The organism is Corynebacterium urealyticum DSM 7109 (assembly GCF_000069945.1).
GTDB classification, from domain to species: Bacteria; Actinomycetota; Actinomycetes; order Mycobacteriales; family Mycobacteriaceae; genus Corynebacterium; species Corynebacterium urealyticum.
This window is the reverse complement of the sequence record NC_010545.1, coordinates 281,568-303,054: the sequence shown is the minus strand read 5'-3', so window position 1 is coordinate 303,054 and position 21,487 is coordinate 281,568. Positions and strand designations below refer to the sequence as shown.

Genomic DNA, 21,487 nt, shown 5'->3' with positions numbered 1-21,487 from the left:
CCGCGCACGCTCCACCAACACGGCCGGCCCTCAACGCCGACCCCCAGCCCCCCCCCCCCCGGCCGGTCGCCACAGCCAGTCCCCCCGGCCGGTCACCACAGCTATCCCCCACAGCCAGTCCCAACCCCGGCCGTCCTGTTAGTCGTGCAAGCGGTCCTGCAGCTGCTCCTGCAGCTGGCGCTTGTGCTCGCGTCGCGCGGAGTCCCACTCCGCCATCTGCGCGGTCACCCGCAGCCGCAGGTTCTTAAACATCATCATGGACAGCGGCAACGCGAGGATGAGAGCCAGCAGCGCGCTCATCAGCAGCGGGAAGAAGTTCGCCATCCCCAGCAGAATCACGATCGAGTGGATCACGAACGTCAGCACCAGGAACAGCACCAGCCGCAGGAATCCGTATAGCAGGACGTCCCGCCAGGCCTTCGAGCCGAGCTTCAGCTTCTGCCCGGGAGGCCCCGGCAGCGATGGTTCAACCTGGGATGGGTCTTGCGGATTCTGCTTATTAGTCACGCCGTCCAGCCTACGGTCACTGCTTCGCTAGGCACCAATTGCGCTTCATTTTTAGGACGTCACCCCGGCCCGCCGCCGTATCCCCGCCACTTTTCCTCTACCCACTAACCCCATGAGGTGGCTAGAGTCGGGGGAAGACATTTCGCCGAACTTTTCTGCCTTGAAGGAGCATCGCACCCTTGGGTCGCCTCATTATCCTGATCCTGGTCATCATCACGATCGTGATGTTGTGGAAAGCCTTCGGGCCGGGCAGCGGCAACACGCCTGCAGTAGGCCAGCTGGGGCGCCGGCAGAATAAGCAGCTCGAGCAACAGCCGCGGGCGAAGGGGCCGGACGACGACCCGGACTTCCTGTGGAATATCGAGAAGGAGCGTTTCAAGAAACGCCGCGAACAGGAACGCCTGGCTGAGGAGGAGGCTCAGCGCGAGGAGCGGGAGCGCCTCCGCCGCCAGCGGGACGAGGACCAGCAGGACCCACCCGCCCAGGGCTAGCGCCCGGCCCGTTTAAATCTCGATCCGCGGGGAACGCCCCGTGCGGTAGTGGTCGATGAGCAGGAAAAGGTTATCCCAGCGCTTGTAGAGCTTCGCCCGTTCCAGCAGGTCCTCGTCTTCGAAGACCACCTGCGGATCTGCCACGTCCTCCGCGGCCACCCCGGCGTGGTCAAAGATCCGCTTCGTCAGCCCCGGCGCGATCATCTCGAAGTGGGCGTAGTCCAGCGCCGGGTCCCCCACCGTCATGTCGGAGAAGTCCAGCACGCCTACGCCCTGGTCGGGTAGCCACAGCAGGTGCTCCCGCGAGAGGTCGCCGTGGGTGAGGCAGCGCCGCAGGTCCGTGCGGGCCAGCATGTCGTCCATCTCGGCCATGATCCCTTCGGCGCGGGTGTACTCCGCCGCCGAGAGCTCAGGTTTCAGAACCTCAACCATGCGGCGGCGCATCACCTCGTGCTTGCCCGGCAGGGTGCGTTCCGTGTAGTTCAGCCCGTGCTGCTCCCCCTCGGTGGCCGGGCTGATCGGCACCCCGCCGACCTCGTGGGCACCCGTCGCGTTACTCTGCCCCGGGCCGTCGGCCCACCAGCTCTCGAGGTTGCTGGCCGGCGGGAGGCTGGAGTTCATCGTGTGCATCGCCGCCAGCAGGCTGCCCAGCTGTTCGACGACGAGTTCCTGCTGCTCGGTGTTCATCTGCTGCCAGACGTTCGCGTCCAGCGGGGTGCCGTCGATGACGGACAGCAGGGTCACCCGGATGCGACGCTGGTTGCCGGTGAAGCGGCGCGGCACGTGGGCCTGGCGTACCGTCTGCGGCAGGCGGGCGTTGGAACGGTGCCCCAACGCCGCGATCACCCCGGATTCCCGAGAGGCCTGCAGGCGGTAGGCCTCGGTGTAGGGTGCGCGGACGATGACGCGGTTCGGGACCATGTCCGCGAACTCTCCCTCGTCGCTGCGCACTCCCTCGAGCAGGATGACGGCGTGGTCCATGCCCTGCTTCGGCAGAAGGATGTTCTCCCAGGCCAGGTCCTGCCAGATCAGCTTGATGAAGATCGGCAGGGTCTCCGGGCGCAGGTCCTCGCGGGTGTAGTCGTGCGCTACTTCCGCCCGGTCGATGTTGCCGGTGCGGATGTCCTCCGCGCTCAGCTTGCCGATGGGTTGGAAGTTCCCGGAAGAAAAGCCGTCCTGCTGCTCTGTCATTCTCGTTACCTCACTTTTCCCATTCCGCCTGGGCGCACAATTGCCTCAGGTATTGACCATAGGGGCTGGATCCGTGCGCGTCGGCGTTATCCCGCAGCTGCTGGTCGCTGATCAGCCCCATGCGCCACGCGACCTCCTCGGGGCAGCCGACCTTCAGGCCCTGTCGCTTCTCGATCGCGCCAACAAAGTCGCTGGCACCGTTGAGATCGTCGATCGTGCCAGTGTCCAGCCAGGCGGTACCACGGGGCAGCACTTCCACGTGCAGCCTCCCCTGTTCCAGGTATGCCTGGTTGATGCCAGTGATTTCGAGCTCGCCGCGCTCGGAGGGCTGAAGCTGCTTGGCGATATCCACCACGTCCGGGCCATAGAAGTACAGCCCCGGCACCGCGTATGGGGAACGCGGCGTGGCGGGCTTCTCCTCGATGGAGATCGCCTTGCCGGTCTCATCGAAATCCACCACCCCGTAGGCGGTTGGGTCGGCGACGGCGTAGCCGAAGATCACCCCGCCGTCGGGCTCGTTGAAGCGGCGCAGCTGGGTGCCTAGACCCGAGCCGTAGAAGATATTGTCGCCCAGCACCAGCGCGACCGGTTCGTCGCCGATGAACTCCTCACCGATGATGAAGGCTTCCGCCAACCCGCGTGGGGCTTCCTGCGTGGCGTACTCGATACTCACGCCGAAGCGGCTGCCATCCCCCAGCAGCTCCTGGAAGGCCCGCTCGTCGCGCTCCGTGGTGATCACGAGAATCTCGGTGATCCCCGCCAAGATCAGCGTGGACAGTGGGTAGTAGATCATCGGCTTGTCGTAGACCGGCACCAGCTGCTTGGACACGCTGAAGGTGATGGGCCACAGCCGCGAACCGGTGCCACCGGCCAGAATGATTCCGCGCATGATTGCCTAGCCCTCCCCGTGCTCGCCGTAGCTATCGGCGAAGTCGAGAGCCTCGGACCACTCCCGGCGCAGCTCCTGCTCCCAGCCACGCGCCTCCTGCCAATCAGCCAAGCGCGCGTGAACCTCCGCCAGCGCCGGGGCGGCGGCGTCCTTATCGGAAAGAACCGCATCGGCGCGGTCCACGCCCCAGTCGATGCCCAACTCCGGGTCGAAGGGGTCCACTCCGAACTCCCGGTCCGGGTTATAAGCCTCGGTGACCAGGTAGTTCAGCACCGCGGTCTCGGAGCGGGCGACGAAGCCGTGCCCCACCCCGATCGGCACGTGCACCGCGTAGTTATTGGACTCGCTGAGGGCGACCTTGACGTGCTTGCCGAAGGTCGGGGAACCGACCCGCAAGTCCACCAGCACGTCGACCACCTCCCCGGCCAGGCAGCTGACGAACTTTGCCTGCCCCGGCGGTACCTCGGCCAGGTGGATGCCCCGAACGACATCCCTGCTGCTGCGGGAGACGTTCGCCTGAGCGACGTCGAAGGGGTATCCCAGATGCTCGGTGAACTGGGCGGCGTGGAAGCCCTCGTGGAAGCTGCCCCGAGCGTCCCCGAAAACCCGTGGGGCGAAGAGCCAGGCACCGGCGATGGGAAGGTCGACGATGGCCGGCTCGGTGGCCGAGTCCAGGGGACGCAAGTCAACAGGCAGCTCTGCGGTACTCATAGCCCATACTTTAGCGCCCGGCCCGGACACACAGCCGGTGCGGTGCGCGCCAGGCCGCGCTCCCGCGCTGTCGCACGCGCGAATTTTTCCATAACTTCCCCGAAGTGTTTAGCCTTTGCTAACTTTCAGCGCATGGATTCTCCCAACCGTTCAGAAGACCGGCGCATTCTTGGCGCCACCCTCGTCGGCACGACCATCGAGTGGTACGACTTCTTCATCTACGCTCAAGCCGCCGGCCTCGTGTTCGGTACGCAGTTCTTCGCCCCCGCCAGCAGCGATAACCCCAGCCTCGCGCAGGTCTTCGCCTGGGCATCGCTGGGCATCAGCTTCCTCTTCCGCCCTCTCGGCGCCGCCATCGCCGGCCACCTGGGCGACCGCATCGGGCGCAAGAAGGTGCTCGCCGGCACCCTGATCCTCATGGGTGTGGCCACCACCCTGATCGGCGTGCTCCCGACCTTTGCGGCCATCGGCATCGCCGCTCCCCTGCTGCTCGTCTTCCTCCGCATCCTGCAGGGCCTGTCCGCGGGCGGCGAATGGGGCGGGGCCGCGCTGCTCGCCGTGGAGCACGCACCGAAGAGCCGCCGTGGCCACTTCGGCTCCTATCCGCAGATCGGCGTGCCCACCGGGCTCGCCCTGTCCACCGTGGTCTTGCTCGCCATCACCGCGATCATTGGGCAGGACGCCTACCTCGACTGGGGTTGGCGCATCCCGTTCCTGTTGAGCTTCGTGCTGGTGATCGTGGGTGTCATCGTGCGAGCCAAGGTCGCCGAATCCCCGGTCTTCCAGGAAATGCGTGAGCGTGCCGCCGAGTCCAGCGCCCCGCTGGGCGTGCTGTTGCGCGACCACTGGCGCCTCGTCATCCGCGCGGCGCTGATCTTCGCCGGTAATAACGCCTCCGGATATATGATCATCGCCTTCATGGGCTCCTATGCCACCAAGGAGCTGGGCCACGACCAGGTCAGCGTCTTCCTGTGCGTGGTCATCGCAGCCCTGGCCTGGATCGCGCTGACGATGTACTCCGGCGGGCTTTCCGACCGCATCGGCCGGGTGCAGACCTTCCTCTGGGGCTACGGCATGCTCATCGTGATCGCGGTGCCGGTGTGGTTCCTCATCGACTCCGGCTCGCTGTGGATCTTCGGCATCGGCATGCTGCTGTTCATCCCGGGCCTGGCGCTGTCCTACGGCCCGCAGTCTGCCCTCTACGCGGAGATGTTCCCCCGCGAAGTGCGCTTCTCCGGCGTCTCCGTGGCCTATGCCCTGGGTTCCATCCTGGGTGGTGCCTTCGCGCCGATGATCTCCCAGATGCTCTTCAACCGCACCGGGATGATCTGGACGGTTGGCGTCTACCTTATGGTGATCTGCCTGATCTCCGTTTTTGCGCTGCTGCGCACCCCCCGTAACCTCGCGGACGCCGAGCTCTAAAACACTCCGACCGCCTGCCCCGCAAGCCATGAGCTTGCGGGGTTTTTCTTATCCCAGCAGCTTTTCCGTTTGGCCGTAGCGGCGTTCCGCCGCCGCACGGGTTTCCTCCCACCACTGCTGGTTATCGCGGTACCAATCGATCGTCGCCATCAGGCCCGCGGCGAAGTCTGTGTACCGCGGCTGCCAGCCCAGTCCTTCCATCGAGGACGGGTCGATCGCGTAGCGGCGGTCATGGCCCGGACGGTCGCTCACCCAGTCGAAGTCATCGGGCTCACGGCCGAAAGCAACCAGTAGGGCCCGCACAACCTGCAGGTTATTGCGCTCCCCGTCCGCGCCGATGAGGTACGTCTGCCCCAGCTCGCCGCGCTCCATAATCGCCCAGACCGCATCGTTGTGATCGTCGACGTGAATCCAGTCCCGAACATTATCCCCCTTGCCGTAGAGCCGCGGTCGCTGTCCCTGCAGCAGGCCGGTGATCTGGCGTGGGATGAACTTCTCCGGGTGCTGGCGCGGGCCGTAGTTATTCGAGCAGTTACTGATCGTGGCCTTCAACCCCAGGCTGCGGACGAAGGCTCGCACCATGTGGTCCGCCGCTGCCTTGGACGCCGAGTAGGGCGAGGACGGCTGGTAGGGGGTCGTCGGAGTAAAACGCTGCGGGTCATCCAGTTCCAGGTCCCCGAAGACCTCGTCCGTGGAGACGTGGTGCAGGTAGATGCCGTGGCGCACCGCGGCCTCGGCGAGGTGCACCGTCCCATCCACGTTGCTGCGCACGAACAGCGCCGGGTCCAGCAGGGAATTATCGTTGTGCGACTCCGCCGCGAAGTGCACGATGGCCAGCCCGTCGACGTCCGGAACCTCGGCGGCGACCTCATCGACCAGGGCGAGCACCGCCTCCCGGTCCGCGAGATCCAGCTGCGTGAAGCGGAAACGCCCCGGATAGGCCTGCTCCAGCGGCGTGCCGTCGGTGGTGCGCAGGTTCAGCGGGTTGGCGGCATAGGTCATCGCGTCCACGATATGCACGTGGACATCCGGGCGGGTGGCCAGCGTGCGGTGAACGAAATTCGCCCCAATAAAACCGGCACCGCCGGTGACCAGCACGTGGGTCAACCGGCGGTGGGGCGCTGCCGCTTGGTCAGCGGTTTGAGCGGTCACGAGGAAGCGTCACACTCCAAGCATGTTTTTAATCGGTGGTTTTAGTTCAGGCCAGCGTAGGAGTGCAGGCCGGAGACCACCATGTTGATGAAGAAGAGGTTGAAGACCATCGTCGCGAATGCGATGACGTTGATCCAGGCAGCCTTGCGGCCGCGCCAGCCCGGGGTTGCGCGGGCGTGCAGGTACGCGGCGTAGAGGATCCAGGTGATGAAGGAGACCGTCTCCTTCGGGTCCCAGCCCCAGAAACGACCCCAGGCAGCGTCAGCCCAGATCGCGCCGAAGATGATGCCCAGGCCGAAGATCGGCAGGGTCCAGATCGCGCTGCGGTAAGCCAGAGCGTCCAGCTTGGACGCATCCGGCAGCGGGGAGGCGATGGCGCCGAAGAAGCCCTTCTCCTGACCCTTTGGGTGCCAGCGGCGCAGCAGGTACATCAGGGAAGCCATGCCGGAAAGCAGGCCAATGCCGCCGCCGATGGAGACGGTGGAGACGTGGATAACGAACCAGTTGGACTGCAGGGCCGGGACGACCGGGGCGGTCTCCGCGTAGAGCTTCGTGCCGCCGTAGAACAGCAGCAGGGTCACCGGGGTCAGGACCCACGGCCACATCACGCGCATCGAGCGGCGGTTGATCACCACGGCCGCAGCCACCATGGCGAATAGAGTGACCACCGCGACGTACTCGAAGAGGTTTCCCCACGGGAAGCGGTTCGCGGACACGCCACGCAGCACCAGGAATACGGCGTGCACGGCAATAGCCAGCCACACCAGCGCCTGGGTAATCCCGCCGAAGGTATCCGCGCGCTTCACGCGCTGCAGGATCGTCTCGGCGCGCAGTCCCGTCGGCAGGTTCTCCTCGTCCAGGGAGGAGGTCGCGATCCCGGACACGTCGGCCGCGCCGTCGTCCCCGACCTCATCGGCAGCGGCATCGGTGGTGGCTGCACCGGATGCGCCAGCACCCACCGCCACCTTCTGGCGGCGCTTCACCTCCTGCGGGGTCGCCTCGTTCTTCAGCACCCGGGCACGCTCACGGCGAGCGTCGTTCGCCAAGCGGACGAGCCCGTAGTAAAACAGGGACACCGCCAGGGCGAGCAGGTACAGCACCACCGTGGTCTTGTACGCCAGGTCAGAAAACAGCGCGAGATCTTGATTAATCTGCATGGATTATTTCGATTCCTCAACGGACTAAAGGCATACGCCGACTAAGGCGCATCTCTTGCACATCTAAGATTATCCCTGCCTAGCGGGAAATCCAACACTCCAACGGCGTCGGATAGTGGGAGCGACCAGCAAAAACGATTTAGCGATCGCGGAGCTGTTCGTCAAGTCCGTCGCCGAAATCCTCTTCCCAGCTACCGCTGGAAACGTTGTGCTCATCGTCCAGATCCTCTTCCTCGAGGCCCAGGATGCGCTCCGCGGTGCGGCTGAATTCCGCACCCCAACCGGCGGAGTCGGTGCGCGCCAGACCCGCGATCTCGACCACGGTTCCCGGCTGGCCGTCCTCCCGAGGCGCCAGGCGCACCCACAGGCGGCGGCGCTTAATCGCCAGAGACACCACCAGGGATCCCAGCATCAGCATGGAGAAAATGAATACCCAGTACAGGCTCGGATCGTGGCCGATCTGGATGTTGATGAACTCCTTGGCGCCGTCGAAGGTGATCTCGGTGCCGTCGTCCAGGGTCACCTTCTCGCCGACGCGCAGGTTCACGCGGTCCAGCTTCTCCAGCAGGCCGTTGTGCATCTGCTCTGGGTGCAGGGAGAAGACGGACTGCGCGGAGCCAGCGTCCAGCCCCGTCTGGCCACGGTAGACGTCGATGGCCACCGCCGGGTCCGTCATCGCCGGGTAGCGGGAGGTCAGCAGCGCGCCCTTCTCACCGGTGAACTCCGCGGTGGGGGCGAATAGCCCCTGGATGGCGACCTGGTTATTGCGACGCTCCAGCTCCGTGTCGAACATATCTGCCGGCGGGTCCCAGCGCATCGCACCCGAGGAGAGGAAGTTGATCAGGTCGTCCGGGCGGAACTGCGTGGTTTCCGTCACCGTCTCACCGTTCGGCCACTTGATCGTGAAGGTCGGCGCGTAGCCGTGCCCCTGCAGGTAGATGCGATCGCCCTCCAGGCGCAGCGGGTGGTTGACCTTCAGGGTGGTCTTTTCCCACTTCTCGTGCGGCTCGTAAGCAGCGTCACCGACGGCGTAATCAATGTCCGATTCGAAGTCCACCGCCTGCCCGTTGGGCAGATACTCCGCTTTAAAGTTCTTGACGTTGATGCAGAACGGGTGCAGGCCGGTGCCGTCGAAGAGCTGCCCGTTGCGGAAGGAGTCGAAGTTACCGACCGCGGAGTTACAGAACTCGGAGTTCTCCGTATCAGCGATGATGATCGCCTGACCCTCGTAGTAGCTGAGTCGGCCGACGCCGACGGCCACGAGGATGCCCACCAGGGCCAGGTGGAAGACGAGGTTCGCGAACTCACGCAGATAACCGCGCTCCGCAGAAATGGACCAACGACCCGCGCGGTCGTCCTCAGCGGAGGTTTCCGCGATGTGCCAGCCCTTGAACTCGCGGCGCAGCAGCTCCTTCATCGCCTCCGGGTCGGTGTCCACGGTGCCGGAGATGTGGTTCGGCATCCGCGTGAGCACCTTCGGCGCCCGCGGTGGGGTGGAGCGCAGCGCCTGGTAGTGATCCCAGCTGCGTGGCAGGATGCAGCCCACGAGCGAGATGAACAGCAGCACGTAGATCGCCATGAACCACGAGGAGCTGAAGACATCGAACAGGCCCAGCTTGTCGAAGACCTCGGCGGTCTTACCGTTGGCGGCGATGTAGTCGGCCACCTTGTCCCGGTTCAGCGAGCGCTGCGGCAGCAGGGCGCCGGGAATCGCAGCAAGGGCCAATAGGAAGAGCAGCACCAGGGCCGTCTTCATCTTGGTCAGCCACTGCCACCCACGCTTGGGCAGGGCCAGAATCAGCCGAGCGGGGTTCTTCCCGCCGCCTGGCTTCGTACCGGCCTTGTGCTCAGTCATGAGAATGCCCTTTCACGTTCTTCCCACACACGCTCTACTCACCCGTTAGATCGGCAACGTTGTATCACTGATGAACGCGTCCCGGATCCACTCCACAAATATTGCCCACTGCCCGGTGAGCAGCAAAATTCCAACAATCACCAGGAGGATGCCGCCGGCTACCTGGATGCTGCGGGAATGGCGGCGCAGGAAGCCAACGCCTGCCAGCGCCCGGCGCGAACCCAAGGCCAAAAGGATGAACGGCAAACCCAAGCCGATGCAGTAGGCGATGATCAGCAGCACCCCGCGCGCGGCGGTCGTGCCCTCGGTTCCCGCGGAGACGGAGATGATCGCCGCGAGCGTCGGGCCCAGGCAGGGCGTCCAACCCAAGGCGAAGATCCCGCCGAGCAGCGGGGCTCCTGCCAGGGTCGTCCAGCGCTTCGGCGCCATCCGGGTGTCGGCCTGCAGCGGGGTGATGAAACCCATGAAGACCACCCCCATGAGGATCGTCACCGCGCCGCCGATGCGCATCAGCAGCTGTTGGTTGATCATCAGGGTGCTGATCAGGCCGAAGACCGTGACCGTGGCGAGCAGGAAGATCACTGTGAAACCGGCGACGAACAGCAGCGCCGCAGCGCCCACTCGCCCCTTCTTATTCGCGACCTTCGTTCCCTGCTCGGTGAACTCGGTATCAGCGCCGGCCACGCCCGCGAGATAAGAGATATAGCCCGGCACCAGCGGGATCACGCACGGCGATGCGAAGGAGACCAGGCCTGCCAGCGCTGCCGCCAGCAGCGCGAGAACCAGCGGACCGGCGGAGACCGTATCCGCGAAACGCTGACCGATGTCCCCCGCAGCCAGGGTGAACACAGCCTGCTCCGGGCTCAGCACTTAAGCTCCCTCCCCAGCTGCGGCTCCGTCATCCTCGTTGAGGATGGGCTCCAGAACCTTCCACAGTTCATCGTCGGTGATTTCCTTGAGGAAGATGTGGGCCGGACGGTGCTGCTTATCCAGCACGATCGTCGTCGGGACGACGGACGCCGGGATACCACCCAGCCGCAGCGCGGACTTGAACGGTGGGTCGTAGATGGAGGGGTAGGTGATGCCGTAGGTGCGCACGAAGTTCTTCGGCTTCTCCCGCGACGGGTCGCGGACGTTGATGCCCAAGACGGTGCCGTCGCCGCGCTTTTCCAGCTTCTCGTGGACGCGCTCCAGGTCATCCGCCTCGGAGCGGCACGGCCCGCACCACTGGCCCCACGTATTCAGGACGACGGCCTTGCCGGCGTAGTCCTCCAGGTTGATCTGCTCACCTTCCTCCATGAGGGACTCGCCGGTGAGGTTGGCGACTTCCTTACGCTCCTCCTGCGGGTAGCTGATGGAGGTCTGCCCGCCTGGGGAGACGAACTCGAAGGTGCCACCGACCGCGACGGCATCGTCGCCGGTAGCGGCCTCCCCGCAGGCAGTAAGCCCGCCGATGGAGACGGCGGCGGTGAGCAGCGCGGCCAGCGCGGCGCGGCTGCGCGAGCGGAGGTTGGGACGGGTGCTCCTCAGATGGGCGCCTCGTCGCGACATGGGCTTGGCCTACCTTTCTGTTGCTATTAGCTCGGGTTGCGACCCGTTAAATATCGGCTGCGGGCTCGGAGTAGATCATGTCCACCAGCTCCTTGCCCTCGAAGATCAGGGAAGTCACGCTGGCGAGGTTGCACTGGCGGGCAGCCGGGTTGTGGGCCAGCTTCTGGCCGCGCACGTCCCGCTGGATCATCACGATCGGCAGCTGGTGGCTCACGATCACGGCCTCGGAGCCGCGGGCGGCAGCGCGGGCTGATTCCACGGCCTCCCACATGCGGTCGCGGATCTCGGAATAGGGCTCACCCCAGCTCGGCTCGGCCGGGTGGCGCAGCATGTGCCAGCGCTTGGGGTTCCACAGCGCGGAGCGCACCCCCTTGATGTGCAGGCCTTCGAGGTCGTTGCCCGCCTCGATGACCCGCTCATCGGTCTGGATCTCCAGGCCGAGTTTCTCGGCGAAGGGCCGGGCCGTCTCCTGCGCGCGCTGCAGCGGGGAAGCCACCAGGTGGGTGACGTGGTGGTCGGCCAGGTCGGCGGCCGTGGCGTGAGCCATGTTCTCGCCGCGGGCGGAGAGCCGGTAGCCGGGCAGGCGTCCGTAGAGGATCCGATCCGGGTTGTGAACCTCGCCGTGGCGAACCAAGTGCACGATGGTTGTCATGCTTGTCGACCTTACCGCCCGACCCCGCTTGTGCCTAAGCCTCCGCGGCTGCGGCGGCCTTCGCTGCTGGCACGAGGGCGGCCTCGAAACGCTCGAAGTCCGCGTCCGTCAGCGCGGTGGAGACGAACCAGGTCTCGAATACGCTCGGCGGGGCGAAGATGCCGTTGTCCAGCAGCTCGTGGAAGAAGGCCGGGTAGCGGAAGGTGTCCGCGGCCTTCATCTCCCCGAAGTTGGTGCCTTCGCCGTCTGCGAAGCGCACGGAGAACATCGTCCCGGCACGCTGGATATGGTGCTCCACGGATTCGCGGTTCAGTGCTTCGGTGATCAGGCCGATCAGGCGCTCAGCGTTGGCGTCCAGGGTGCGGTAGGCGTCCTCGTCCGCCAGCTTCAACGACGCCAGCCCGCTGGCCATCGCGACCGGGTTACCGGAGAGGGTGCCGGCCTGGTACACCGGGCCGACCGGGGCCAGGTGGTCCATGATGTCGGCACGGCCGCCGAAGGCCGCGGCAGGCAGGCCACCGGAGACGACCTTGCCGAAGGTCGTGAGGTCGCCGGCCACGCCGTCCTTGCCGAACCAGCCCTGGTAGCCCACGCGGAAGCCGGTCATGACCTCGTCGACGATGAGCAGCGCGCCGTTGGCGTGCGCAATCTCCTTGAGCTGGGCGTTGAAGCTGGTGCCGTCCGCGGTGATGGAGGAAACGGTGCCCATGTTGCCCGGGGTGGCCTCGGTGATGATGGCGGCGATCTGGCCCTCGTTCTCCGCAAATGCCTTCTTGACGGCCTCGATGTCGCGGTACGGCACCACGACGGTGTCGCTGGCGGCGGCTTTGGTGATGCCCGGGGAGTCCGGCAGGCCGAAGGTGGCCACGCCAGAGCCGGCGGCGACGAGCAGGGAGTCCACGTGGCCGTGGTAGCAGCCCTCGAACTTCAGGATCTTGTCGCGACCGGTGAAGCCACGGGCCAGGCGCACGGCGGACATGGTGGCCTCGGTGCCGGAGTTGACCAGGCGGACCTTCTCCACGCTCGTGCGGTTGACGATCTCCTCAGCCAGGTCGACCTCCAGGGAGGTCGGGGCGCCGAAGGACAGGCCGCGGGAGGCGGTCGACTTCACGGCCTCGACGATCTCCGGGTGGGCGTGCCCGTGGATCATCGGCCCCCAGGAGCACACCAGGTCCACGTAGCTGAGGCCATCGGCATCCTGCAGCTGGGAGCCGGAGGCGGAGGTGATGAACGGGGAGGTCCCGCCGACAGAGCCGAAGGCGCGCACCGGGGAGTTCACACCCCCTGGGATGAAGCGGCGTGCCCGCTCCATCGCCGCCGCGCTCTCGTGGTGGCGCTCCTCGGCTGCCGCGTTGACGTTGGTGTTGGTCGAAGCCATCGCCTACATCGCCCTTTCTTTAAAGATCCTCGTGGGTTTCATGCACTACGCTCTCATCCTACCGATGGCCCCGGACACCCCTGCCGGCCCGTGGGCCCGCCTGGCCAGCAGGCCTCTGGCCTAGCAAGCCGACTGCGCCGGGCGTGGCTGTTCACCTCGGCGCGCGAATATCTCGACCCCTAGCGGCCGGCGACGCCGGGACCGGTGATGTGCTCCTGCAGCTCCCGGCCATCCTCCGTGGCATTCAGGCGCGCGCTCTCCACGAACTGCTCCCGCTGCTCCGCGCGACGGCGGCGCTCCCGGCGGCTGCGCAGCCGCTCGACCCAGCCCTGCCAGGTGTGCGTATGCCGCATCGTGGCGGCGTTGTAGTTGTGCCGCAGGATGCGGGAGCTGCGCCACTCGATGACGGTGGAGCTCAGCAGCATCACCACCGTGGCGGCCATCGGGTTCATCACGCCCGCCACCGCCAGGGTGATCGCGATGGCGTTATACGCCCAGGCCAGCCACACATTCCAGTCCACGGTATTGCGCACGTGGCGGACGAAGTTAATCAGGGTGGGGATCGCCATGACGTCGTCCCGAAGCAGGACCACGTCCGCACTATCGGCGTCCGTGCGGCTCGGGGACCCCATGAGGATGCCGACATCCGCCACCCGCAGCGCGCCGATCGAATCCTGATCGCCCACCATCGCTACCCGGTGCCCGCGGGCATGCACGCCGCGCACGGCCTTGGCCTTCTTGCCCGGCACCACGCCGGCCAGCACCGTAGACGCCCCGATGGAATCCGCCAGGTGGCGGGCCACCGGGTACATGTCGCGGGACATCATCAGCGTCTCCACGCCCATCGACTCCAGCTCCTCGATCGCGAGGGCGGCGTCGTCCTTAAAGGCATCGGCGACGTTGATCACGCCGCGGTCCTTACCCTTCCAGGACACGACGACGGGGCTGCCACCGGACAGCGCCGCGGAGGCCAGGTGCGGGTCGCGCACCTCGCCCAGGTCCTTTGGTCGCCAGACCCGGGCGGTGACGCGACGGACGTTCTCGTCATCCGTCAGGTCCGGGGACGCCGGCAGCTCGTGCCGGTCGCGGCGCACCACGTCCTTAAAGTTCTTCCCCTTCGGCGGGACCGGGACGTCGATAGAGCCCACGAACGTGCCCTCCGCGTTGACCTTCACCTCGCCGGTTTCCAGCCACACGGGGATGGTGTCGAAGCCGGAGTTCGCGTCGCGGGTCTCGCGGTCCGCGCGGACGATCGCCTTGGAGACCGCGTGATCGGACTCCATCATCAACGACGCCGCGACTCGCAGCACCAGCTCCGGGTGCTCTCCGTGTGCGGCCGTCACGTTCACCACGTTCATCGGTGCCCGGGTGAGCGTTCCCAGCCGGTTGAAAATGATCGAATCCACGCCGGAGAGTCGGTGGATCGTCGCGCTATCGCGCAGCAGCATGCCGTAATTCGCCGCTCGTGCGAGCCCTAGGCGCAGAGCCAGGGGCGCGGAGAGGGCCAGCGCCACCGGCCCCACCGCAGCGAGGACAGAAAGGCTGGTCGCCACAGCGGCGTCCAGGGAGCCGTTGAAGATCAACCACATGCAGAAGTTCACCACCGCGATGGCGAAGGCCCACGGCACCAGCAGGCTGGCCGAGCGGTTGGTGATCTGGGCCATCCGGTTCTCGTCCTGCGCGGCATGGTTGAACCAGCGCCCCATCGCGGCCAGGCGGGTGTGCGAGCCAGTGGCGGAGGTGCGCACCTTGAGTGTTTGCCCGTGATTCGTTGCCCCGGCGTAAATCCGGTCGCCGACCGTGAGCTCCTTCTTGCGGTCCACTCCCCCGACCGGCCCCATGTCCACGACCCCGCGGCCGCTGATGATCTCACCGTCCACCGGGCACGTCATATCCGTTTCCAGCAGGACGTCGTCGCCGCGCCTGATCTCCGCGGTGGAGATGACCTTCTTCTTCGACTTGTTCTTCCGAATGACGGTGATCGGCTCGTTCTTCGGCGGTTGCAGCACCGCCAACACGGCCCGGGTCCGGATCTGGTTCCGCCGGGACAGCAGGCGACCAAAAAGCAGCAGGATCGTCACGCCACACGCGACGTCGAAAAAGATCGCACCCTCGAAACTCGGATCGGACCAGGTGCGGGCCAGCCACACGGTGTTGGCTCGCCACGTCGGGTCGGAGGCGGAGGTCGTGATCAGGGAGAGCACGGAGAAGCCGTAGGCCAGCAGGATCGCCAGGCTGCTTGCCCCGTCGAGGGCGGACATGCTGCGGCGCACACCGGCGACCATCGCGCGGTGGAAAGGCCAGGCTGACCAGCCAACCACGACCGTGGACAGCGCCAGGCACACCCACTGCCACCAGTCGAACTGCAGGGAGGGGATCATCTGCATCGCCACGACGGGCAGGCCGAAGACGACCGCGATGATGAGTCGCCAGGCGGTCACCAGCTCGCGGGCGGTGTGCAGCACTTCACCGGCGCGGGCCTCCCCACGGCGGCGTGCCCCCGTACCCTGCTTGCGGCGCCGGGCGGCCATGATGGCGCGCTCGCGGGCAGATTCGCGGCGGGAGCGGATGCGGGGGTCCTGCTTCGTCAGGCGCGTGGCGCGGCGGCGCAGCGAGGAGGCGGTGAGGTGGCCACGGATCCCGGCATCCTCGAGGTGGCGCTGCACCTCGTCGGGCCGAACGCTATCCAGCGCGGAGATCCACACCATGTTGGCGGAGTACACCACCACTGCCTCGACCCCGTCGATGGCGTTGAGTTCGTATTCCAGGGAGGTGGCCTGCGCCGCCGACTCCAGGTTTTCCAGGTGGAAGGCGTAGGACGTCAGCCCGTTGCCCGTGCTGAGCACGTCACTGTGTTCTTCGGCGTCGAAATTTTCGACGTCCACGCCGGCCGCTTCGGCCGCGCTGCGGGCCTGCGCGATCGCCAGGTCGAGTTCCTGGATGTCGTCGCCCCGCCCGGGTTGAGGTGTGGAGAATTTTCCAGCCATCGGCTCAGCTTAGGCCTTATCTTCGCTATCAGCGTTCTCATCCTGGGACTTCCCCCAGGGGAGGAGAGACTTCTTTCCGCCCTTGTGCTTATCGCGCGCGCGGCGGGCCTGCTCATATTCCGCGGCATAGCGCTCGACCTCTTCGCGGCTCGGGATGCCGAACCACTCCTCGTTGCCGGGGCGGGACATGAACCACATGCCCACGCCCGCGGTCACGCCGGCCAGGATGCTGAGCACGCCAAGGGCCAGGACGAAGCCCACCGCCATCGTCGGCGGCCCGGAGGACAGGCTCATGAGCACCGCGGTGAGCATGAGGTAGACCGAGCCGACGTTGAGGAACATGCGGGAATACACCGCGCCGCGCCCGGCGCGCAGCGTGAGCCACGCGCAGATCAGGGCGGCGACGACGAGCCAAGCGGTCGTCAGGGCATTCGTCCCCAGCACGAGGGTGTCGATGGAGACGTTCTGCTTCACCTCGTCGGGGACGCCGGCCCCATCCTCGATCGTCTTGGTGACGGTGCGGCGCAGGTCGCGGTCGTCGCTCAAGTTCGCGGCGAACTGCACCAGGGCGTAGAGGATCTGCAGGCCGCTGACTGCCAGCCAGGCGCGCACGCCCAGGCGGACGTTCTCCGGGGCCCCCTTGAGGCTCGGCGCCAGGCCATCCGGGCGCCCCACCTTCGGTGGCTTCGGCAGCTCCGGGGGCGTGCCCGGGTTCGGGCTTCCCTGATTCTTCGAGCCATTGCCGGACTGCCACTGATTGCCCCGCCCCTGAGGGTTGTTCCAACCGGGCCCGACCGGGCCGCCGTCCTCCGGCTTGGGGTAGCCGGGGATGTGCCCGTTATCGGGGCTGGCCTCCCATTGCCGGCCCTGCTGGCCGCGCGGCCGCGGCGGACGGGACTGCCCGGAGGGAGTGGGAGAAGAAGAATTGCTCATAAATCGCAGATCAAGGGGTCGTGGGGAGAAAATACGTGCCGACAATCAGCGGAATTGTCGGCACATCCTTCGGCTAGCCGCGCAGCATCTTCGCGGCGGTCGTCGCCCAATAGGTCAGGATGATGTCCGCACCGGCGCGACGAATCCCGGTCAGGGACTCCATGATCGCCGGCTCCAGATCGATCCAACCGTTCTGGGCTGCTGCACTGATCATCGCATATTCACCGGACACCTGATAAGCGGCGACCGGAACCGGGGACATGTCCGCGACCTCCCGCAGCACGTCCAGGTACGGCATCGCGGGCTTGACCATCACCATGTCCGCGCCCTCGTCGATGTCCATCTGGGTCTCCAGCAGGGACTCCCGACGGTTGCGGGGGTCCTGCTGATAGGTGCGGCGGTCGCCGGTCAGGCTGGAGCCGACGGCCTCACGGAACGGGCCGTAGAAGGCGGAGGCGTACTTCGCGGAGTAGGCCATGATGGATACGTCCTCGTGGCCGGAAGCGTCCAGGGCCGCGCGGATAACCGCGACCTGGCCGTCCATCATTCCGGACGGGCTGACGATGTGGGCGCCGGCGTCCGCCTGGGCGACCGCGAGGGCGGCATACTGCTCCAGAGTGGCGTCGTTGTCCACGATCTGATGGCCGAAGGCGTCCTCGCCCTGCACCCCGCAGTGGCCGTGGTCGGTGAACTCATCGAGGCAGGTATCAGCCATGACGAGGATGTCGTTGCCGAACTCCTTGCGGATAGCTCGGAGGTTCTTGTTCAGGATCCCCTCCGGGTCCACCCCCACGGAGCCGGTGGCGTCCTTATCCTCGTCCAGCGGAACACCGAAGAGGTCGATGGAGCCCACTCCCGCCTCCGCAGCTTCCTCGACGGCGCGTAACAGAGAGTCGGTGGTGTGCTGATAAACCCCAGGAAGGGAGCTGATCGGCTTCGCGTCGGTCAGGCCGTCCGCAACGAACATCGGCAGGACGAGCTGGCTCGGGTTCAGGCTGGTCTCCGCCGTGAAATCGCGCATCACCGGGTTGGTGCGCAGGCGGCGCGGGCGGCGGGGGATATTGAACTGCAGCTGGGAATTCTGTGCGGATTCAGACATAACACCGATGGTACGCCACGGGGCAGACACCACTTTTGGCCCCGCCCCTCGCGCCCCGACAGGCTGCGCGGTTGCTGGCTGCTGCGTGGTGGATTCCCGGGGCCCGTTGAGCCCACCGGGTGGGTTTTAGTCGGTGTTTTCCTCGGCCAGGCGCACGGCCCAGGTCACGGTCTCGTCGCCTTCGTCCGTGATCCACAGGGCCTCGATGGTCACCCGCAACCCCGCCGAACCTTCCTGCTCGGCGAGCAGCTCCGCCGGCGGGTGAATCATCGTGCCGAGCAGCGTGCGCCGCACCTCGGCCCCGGCGCGCGCCTCGCCAGCCTCCGCGATGAGCAGCGGCTCGCGCGGTTCCTTGAAGTCAGGGGTGCCCACCTCGCCGCGCACGTGCAGCCGAACCTCGCTGGGCACGTGCGGGCTGGCGATCACCAACGGGTCCGCGGCGTTCACCGCGGGCAGCTCGCCCCAGGCTGCCAGCCCGATCTGCTGCTTCTGCCCCTTGGGCCCGCCCCACGCACTCGTCGCGAGGATCGGGGCGTCCTCCCCCTGGGCGAAGGCCTCGGGAAGGCCGTCGAACTCCGTGAGCGCTCGTACCGGGACGACGTTGCTGGTGTCCTGCGGCGGTGTACCACCAGCTGGGTTGGAACCGCCACGCTTCTTCTTCGCTGCCATGGCTCCTACTTCACCACAACATGCCCCATCGCGCCGCGCTCGGCGTCCACAAAGCGGTGGTTGACGAAGGGATACGTCCCCGCCTCCGGGAACTCCGCCTCCACGAATCCGCCCTGCGCGGGCTGAAGGTCGAGTGCCTGCCCCGCACCGCTCGGCTCGTTGCGCACCGTATAGGCCCCTTCCTTGTACATCACCGGGAATTGTGTCCCCACGATATGGAAACTCTCGGCGATATTCGGGCCCGCGTTGAGTAACCAGAACCGTGCTCGCTGCCCTGGCTCCAGGCGCAACGGGGACTGAACGTACTGGTTCTCCAACCCGTTGAACACCACTGCGCTCGGCTGGGCGGCCTGCAGGAGCTCCTCATCCACCGGCTGCTCCGAGTCAGAGACCAGGCCGTAGACCTCCGACTGAACCAACAGGAATTCCTTATCCACCGGGTCCAGGTTCGGCGGATCGATGATCACTGCGCCGAACATGCCGGCAGCCACGTGCAAACTCATCGGCATGGTCGCACAGTGGTACATCCAAATCCCGGCGTTACCCGCGGTGAAGCGGTATGTCAGCTGCTCCCCCGGGGCGATGTCTCGCATGGGTTCGTCCGGGGAGATGATGCCCGCATGGAAGTCGATGGAGTGGTTCATCGTGCCGGAGTTCTTCAGCACGATTTCGAAGGTATCCCCGACCTTGCCACGCAGGGTGGGCCCCATCGGTTTGCCGTTGAAGGTCCACCAACCGCGGATGTCTCCGCCCTCGTGCGGGGTTCCCTGGACCTGCTGGACGTCGATCGTGATCCGGTGGGTGCGGTTCGCGCTCGCCGGTGCGAGTTCCGGGTCCCGTATCCAAGTCGGGTCGAGCGGCGTGTTGGGCACCTCCTCGCCGGTGTTCCCGGAACCGGCAGCATCAGCAGTGTTTCCCGACCGGGTTCCTCCGCCAGGAGTCTGCGCCCCATTGCCATCACCGCTGGTGTGGACCATGAAGATCATGCCCTGCATGCGGTGGCCCGCGATGGTGCACCACCCTTCCACGTCCGCGCTGATGACTCCGGCGTCGAGTACCCGGGTTTCGCCGGGGGACACGCGTCCCGTCTCTGCTCCGTTGGCGAGCTTCAGATCGTGATCCTGCTTGTCATCGTTGGTGAGCACGAGCTCGAGTTTGTCCCCGGGCGCCACGGTCACGCTGCTGGGGTGGAAGGCCATGTCCTTGGCGGAAACTTCCACCCGCACGGTGTTGCCCGTGGGGACGACCTGCGAATCGGCGGTCGGGTTCGTGGCACTGCCGGATCCCCCAAGGGCTGCCCCGCTTGCAAGCACCAGGGCAATCGTCGCGATGGCAGCGGCTACTTCGGCGACGCCACCGCGTCGCGTGCTGGCCACCAGGTTCTCGCGGGTGTGTGATACCCCTGCCGTCGCCTCGTCGGGCTGCTCTGCGCCTTCGTTCTCGGGGTGATCGGCCGCTCTCTGCTGGCGCTCGCGCGCGAAGGCGGCCAAGCGTGCGCCTTGAGCCTTCACAGCCCTGGGAATCAGTGGCACCACGAGAGCGAGTGGCAGAAGGGTCAGCACCGATACCGCGACCTTCAGCCAGCTACTAATCGGCAGCAGCCACACTGCCAAGCCCAGGTTCAGCAGCACCGTGCGGAAAGGCCCAGCCCAATCCAAAGCCCTCAAACCTGCATTGACGGCGGGACGTGGGCCACCGATTGTGCTCGACAGCAGATAGCTCATCACCCCCAACAGCAGCTGGGCTGCAAAGCCCACGGTCAAAGCCAGCGTAGGCAGCGTGACCTCGCTGGCCGGGGTTCCGCTGGCGATCTGGCCTGCGAGCCACAGCAGTCCGCCAATAAGCCACATCGGCGCAGCCACCATAGCCGTGCCCGCAAACACCGGCGCGTCCCCACTGAAAATCCCACGCAGCAGTGCCGGGGCATAGGCAGTCAACAGGGTCACCCAGGCGGCCACATAGGCGACGAGCCCGCCGAGAACCACGAATCGCTGGTCAACAAGTGCACCACCGCCGATGGTGAGGACCCCGATCCCCTGCAGGACGATCACAAACCACAGTCGACCTGCCCCATCGTCCAAGCCGGGGTGCCCGTCGTGCCTCTTGCCACTGCCCAGCGCGCCCTGCAGCTGTGGGGCAAGGAATGTCAGGCTCGCGGACGCGGCGAAGCCCAAAAAGCCCAGAACGTTCACCGCGGTGTGCGCCAGGAGGAGTCGTTCCTGCCACGGTGAGGGCATCCCCACTGCCAGGAGCGCACCCGCGATCGCGCCGATTGGTAGGAATAGCGCCGCAAGAATGTAGGCGCTAACGGCCACCAGTGGCCGAGTGCGCTCCATGCTGGCCCGGGCTCGTTGAGCCTGACGCAGCAGGCTTAGTGCATGCGAGCTCAAGCTCAGTCCCACGACCGCAGCACCAACAACCGTGATGCTGTGCGCGATCGTCAGCGCGGCGTCGAAAGCATCCTCAGCCCCCTTGCCGAGCTGACCGATCATCGTCAACGCAATGCCTGCGTTGAGCACCCAGATGCGCCTCAGCTGGCGAGGCCGGGCGGAATCCGGGCATCGTTGGTCCAGCAACTGCTCGGTGAAGCGTTGGGACCACACGACGATGGAGTTGGTCACCGCGCCCAGCGTAAGTAGGTGAATGAGCACCCAGCGGTATTCGGGCAGAGCGGGATGCACCAACCCCGCGACCAGCAGGAGGCTCAGCCAGATATTGACCGGACGGCCGGCTCGCCGGTGCCACGACTGCCGCCCACTATGAAACGCGGTTCGGTCTTTCGCCATGCTTTTCAGCCTACTGAGACGAGCAACCCGCCGGTACTCAGTACCGACGGGTGTCAT

At 66.2% G+C, this 21,487-nt stretch carries 18 protein-coding genes; 2 read left to right on the top strand and 16 right to left on the bottom strand.

Going from position 1 to position 21,487, the window contains the following annotated elements:
- Positions 1–138 precede the first annotated feature (138 nt).
- On the bottom strand, positions 139–507 hold the full coding sequence (locus CU_RS01225) for a DUF4229 domain-containing protein (RefSeq protein WP_012359510.1): 369 nt from the start codon (positions 505–507) through the stop codon (positions 139–141).
- A 179-nt stretch (positions 508–686) separates the two neighbouring features.
- On the opposite strand from CU_RS01225, the gene CU_RS01220 reads away from it, so the two are divergent.
- The gene (locus CU_RS01220) at positions 687–998 is read left to right on the top strand and encodes a hypothetical protein (RefSeq protein WP_012359509.1); all 312 of its coding nucleotides are present in this window, start codon (positions 687–689) and stop codon (positions 996–998) included.
- A 12-nt stretch (positions 999–1,010) separates the two neighbouring features.
- Here CU_RS01220 and CU_RS01215 read toward each other — a convergent pair whose 3' ends face one another.
- The 3 genes from CU_RS01215 to rfbC are packed head-to-tail and all read right to left on the bottom strand — an operon-like array spanning position 1,011 to position 3,789.
- Positions 1,011–2,189: a phosphotransferase family protein gene (locus CU_RS01215; RefSeq protein ID WP_012359508.1), complete on the bottom strand. Its 1,179-nt coding sequence runs from the start codon at positions 2,187–2,189 to the stop codon at positions 1,011–1,013.
- 10 nt (positions 2,190–2,199) lie between these two features.
- Complete coding sequence (rfbA, locus tag CU_RS01210) at positions 2,200–3,078, bottom strand: glucose-1-phosphate thymidylyltransferase RfbA (RefSeq protein ID WP_012359507.1); 879 nt, start codon at positions 3,076–3,078, stop codon at positions 2,200–2,202.
- Between the two features lie 6 nt (positions 3,079–3,084).
- Positions 3,085–3,789 (bottom strand): dTDP-4-dehydrorhamnose 3,5-epimerase, encoded by a 705-nt coding sequence (gene rfbC, locus CU_RS01205; protein WP_012359506.1) that lies wholly within the window; start codon positions 3,787–3,789, stop codon positions 3,085–3,087.
- A 42-nt stretch (positions 3,790–3,831) separates the two neighbouring features.
- Between rfbC and CU_RS01200 the strand changes: the two genes are divergently transcribed.
- Positions 3,832–5,211, top strand: a complete 1,380-nt coding sequence (locus CU_RS01200) for an MFS transporter (protein WP_012359505.1) — start codon at positions 3,832–3,834, stop codon at positions 5,209–5,211.
- A gap of 48 nt (positions 5,212–5,259) precedes the next feature.
- On the opposite strand, the gene rfbB is transcribed toward CU_RS01200, so the two are convergent.
- The 12 genes from rfbB to CU_RS01140 form a co-directional block, all read right to left on the bottom strand.
- Positions 5,260–6,363: a dTDP-glucose 4,6-dehydratase gene (rfbB, locus tag CU_RS01195; protein ID WP_012359504.1), complete on the bottom strand. Its 1,104-nt coding sequence runs from the start codon at positions 6,361–6,363 to the stop codon at positions 5,260–5,262.
- Between the two features lie 41 nt (positions 6,364–6,404).
- The gene (gene ccsB / locus CU_RS01190) at positions 6,405–7,520 is read right to left on the bottom strand and encodes a c-type cytochrome biogenesis protein CcsB (RefSeq protein WP_012359503.1); all 1,116 of its coding nucleotides are present in this window, start codon (positions 7,518–7,520) and stop codon (positions 6,405–6,407) included.
- 139 nt (positions 7,521–7,659) lie between these two features.
- Positions 7,660–9,375 (bottom strand): cytochrome c biogenesis protein ResB, encoded by a 1,716-nt coding sequence (locus CU_RS01185; RefSeq protein WP_012359502.1) that lies wholly within the window; start codon positions 9,373–9,375, stop codon positions 7,660–7,662.
- A gap of 45 nt (positions 9,376–9,420) precedes the next feature.
- Positions 9,421–10,245 (bottom strand): cytochrome c biogenesis CcdA family protein, encoded by an 825-nt coding sequence (locus CU_RS01180; RefSeq protein ID WP_012359501.1) that lies wholly within the window; start codon positions 10,243–10,245, stop codon positions 9,421–9,423.
- Positions 10,246–10,926, bottom strand: coding sequence for a TlpA family protein disulfide reductase (locus CU_RS01175; protein WP_012359500.1), 681 nt, complete (start codon positions 10,924–10,926; stop codon positions 10,246–10,248).
- A 46-nt stretch (positions 10,927–10,972) separates the two neighbouring features.
- A complete protein-coding gene (locus CU_RS01170; protein ID WP_012359499.1) occupies positions 10,973–11,578 on the bottom strand; it encodes a histidine phosphatase family protein in 606 nt (201 codons plus the stop codon).
- Between the two features lie 34 nt (positions 11,579–11,612).
- Complete coding sequence (gene hemL, locus CU_RS01165) at positions 11,613–12,956, bottom strand: glutamate-1-semialdehyde 2,1-aminomutase (protein ID WP_012359498.1); 1,344 nt, start codon at positions 12,954–12,956, stop codon at positions 11,613–11,615.
- 179 nt (positions 12,957–13,135) lie between these two features.
- On the bottom strand, positions 13,136–15,943 hold the full coding sequence (locus CU_RS01160; RefSeq protein ID WP_012359497.1) for a heavy metal translocating P-type ATPase: 2,808 nt from the start codon (positions 15,941–15,943) through the stop codon (positions 13,136–13,138).
- A gap of 9 nt (positions 15,944–15,952) precedes the next feature.
- Entirely contained in the window at positions 15,953–16,876 is a 924-nt protein-coding gene (locus tag CU_RS01155; protein WP_012359496.1) for an MFS transporter, read from the bottom strand.
- A 73-nt stretch (positions 16,877–16,949) separates the two neighbouring features.
- Positions 16,950–17,975 carry a porphobilinogen synthase gene (hemB, locus tag CU_RS01150; protein ID WP_173362304.1) on the bottom strand — a complete coding sequence of 342 codons (1,026 nt, stop codon included), beginning with the start codon at positions 17,973–17,975 and terminating at the stop codon, positions 16,950–16,952.
- A 126-nt stretch (positions 17,976–18,101) separates the two neighbouring features.
- On the bottom strand, positions 18,102–18,644 hold the full coding sequence (locus tag CU_RS01145) for a hypothetical protein (protein ID WP_012359494.1): 543 nt from the start codon (positions 18,642–18,644) through the stop codon (positions 18,102–18,104).
- Positions 18,645–18,649: 5 nt separating this feature from the next.
- The gene (locus tag CU_RS01140; protein ID WP_231837710.1) at positions 18,650–21,430 is read right to left on the bottom strand and encodes a multicopper oxidase domain-containing protein; all 2,781 of its coding nucleotides are present in this window, start codon (positions 21,428–21,430) and stop codon (positions 18,650–18,652) included.
- Between the last annotated feature and the right edge of the window lie 57 nt (positions 21,431–21,487).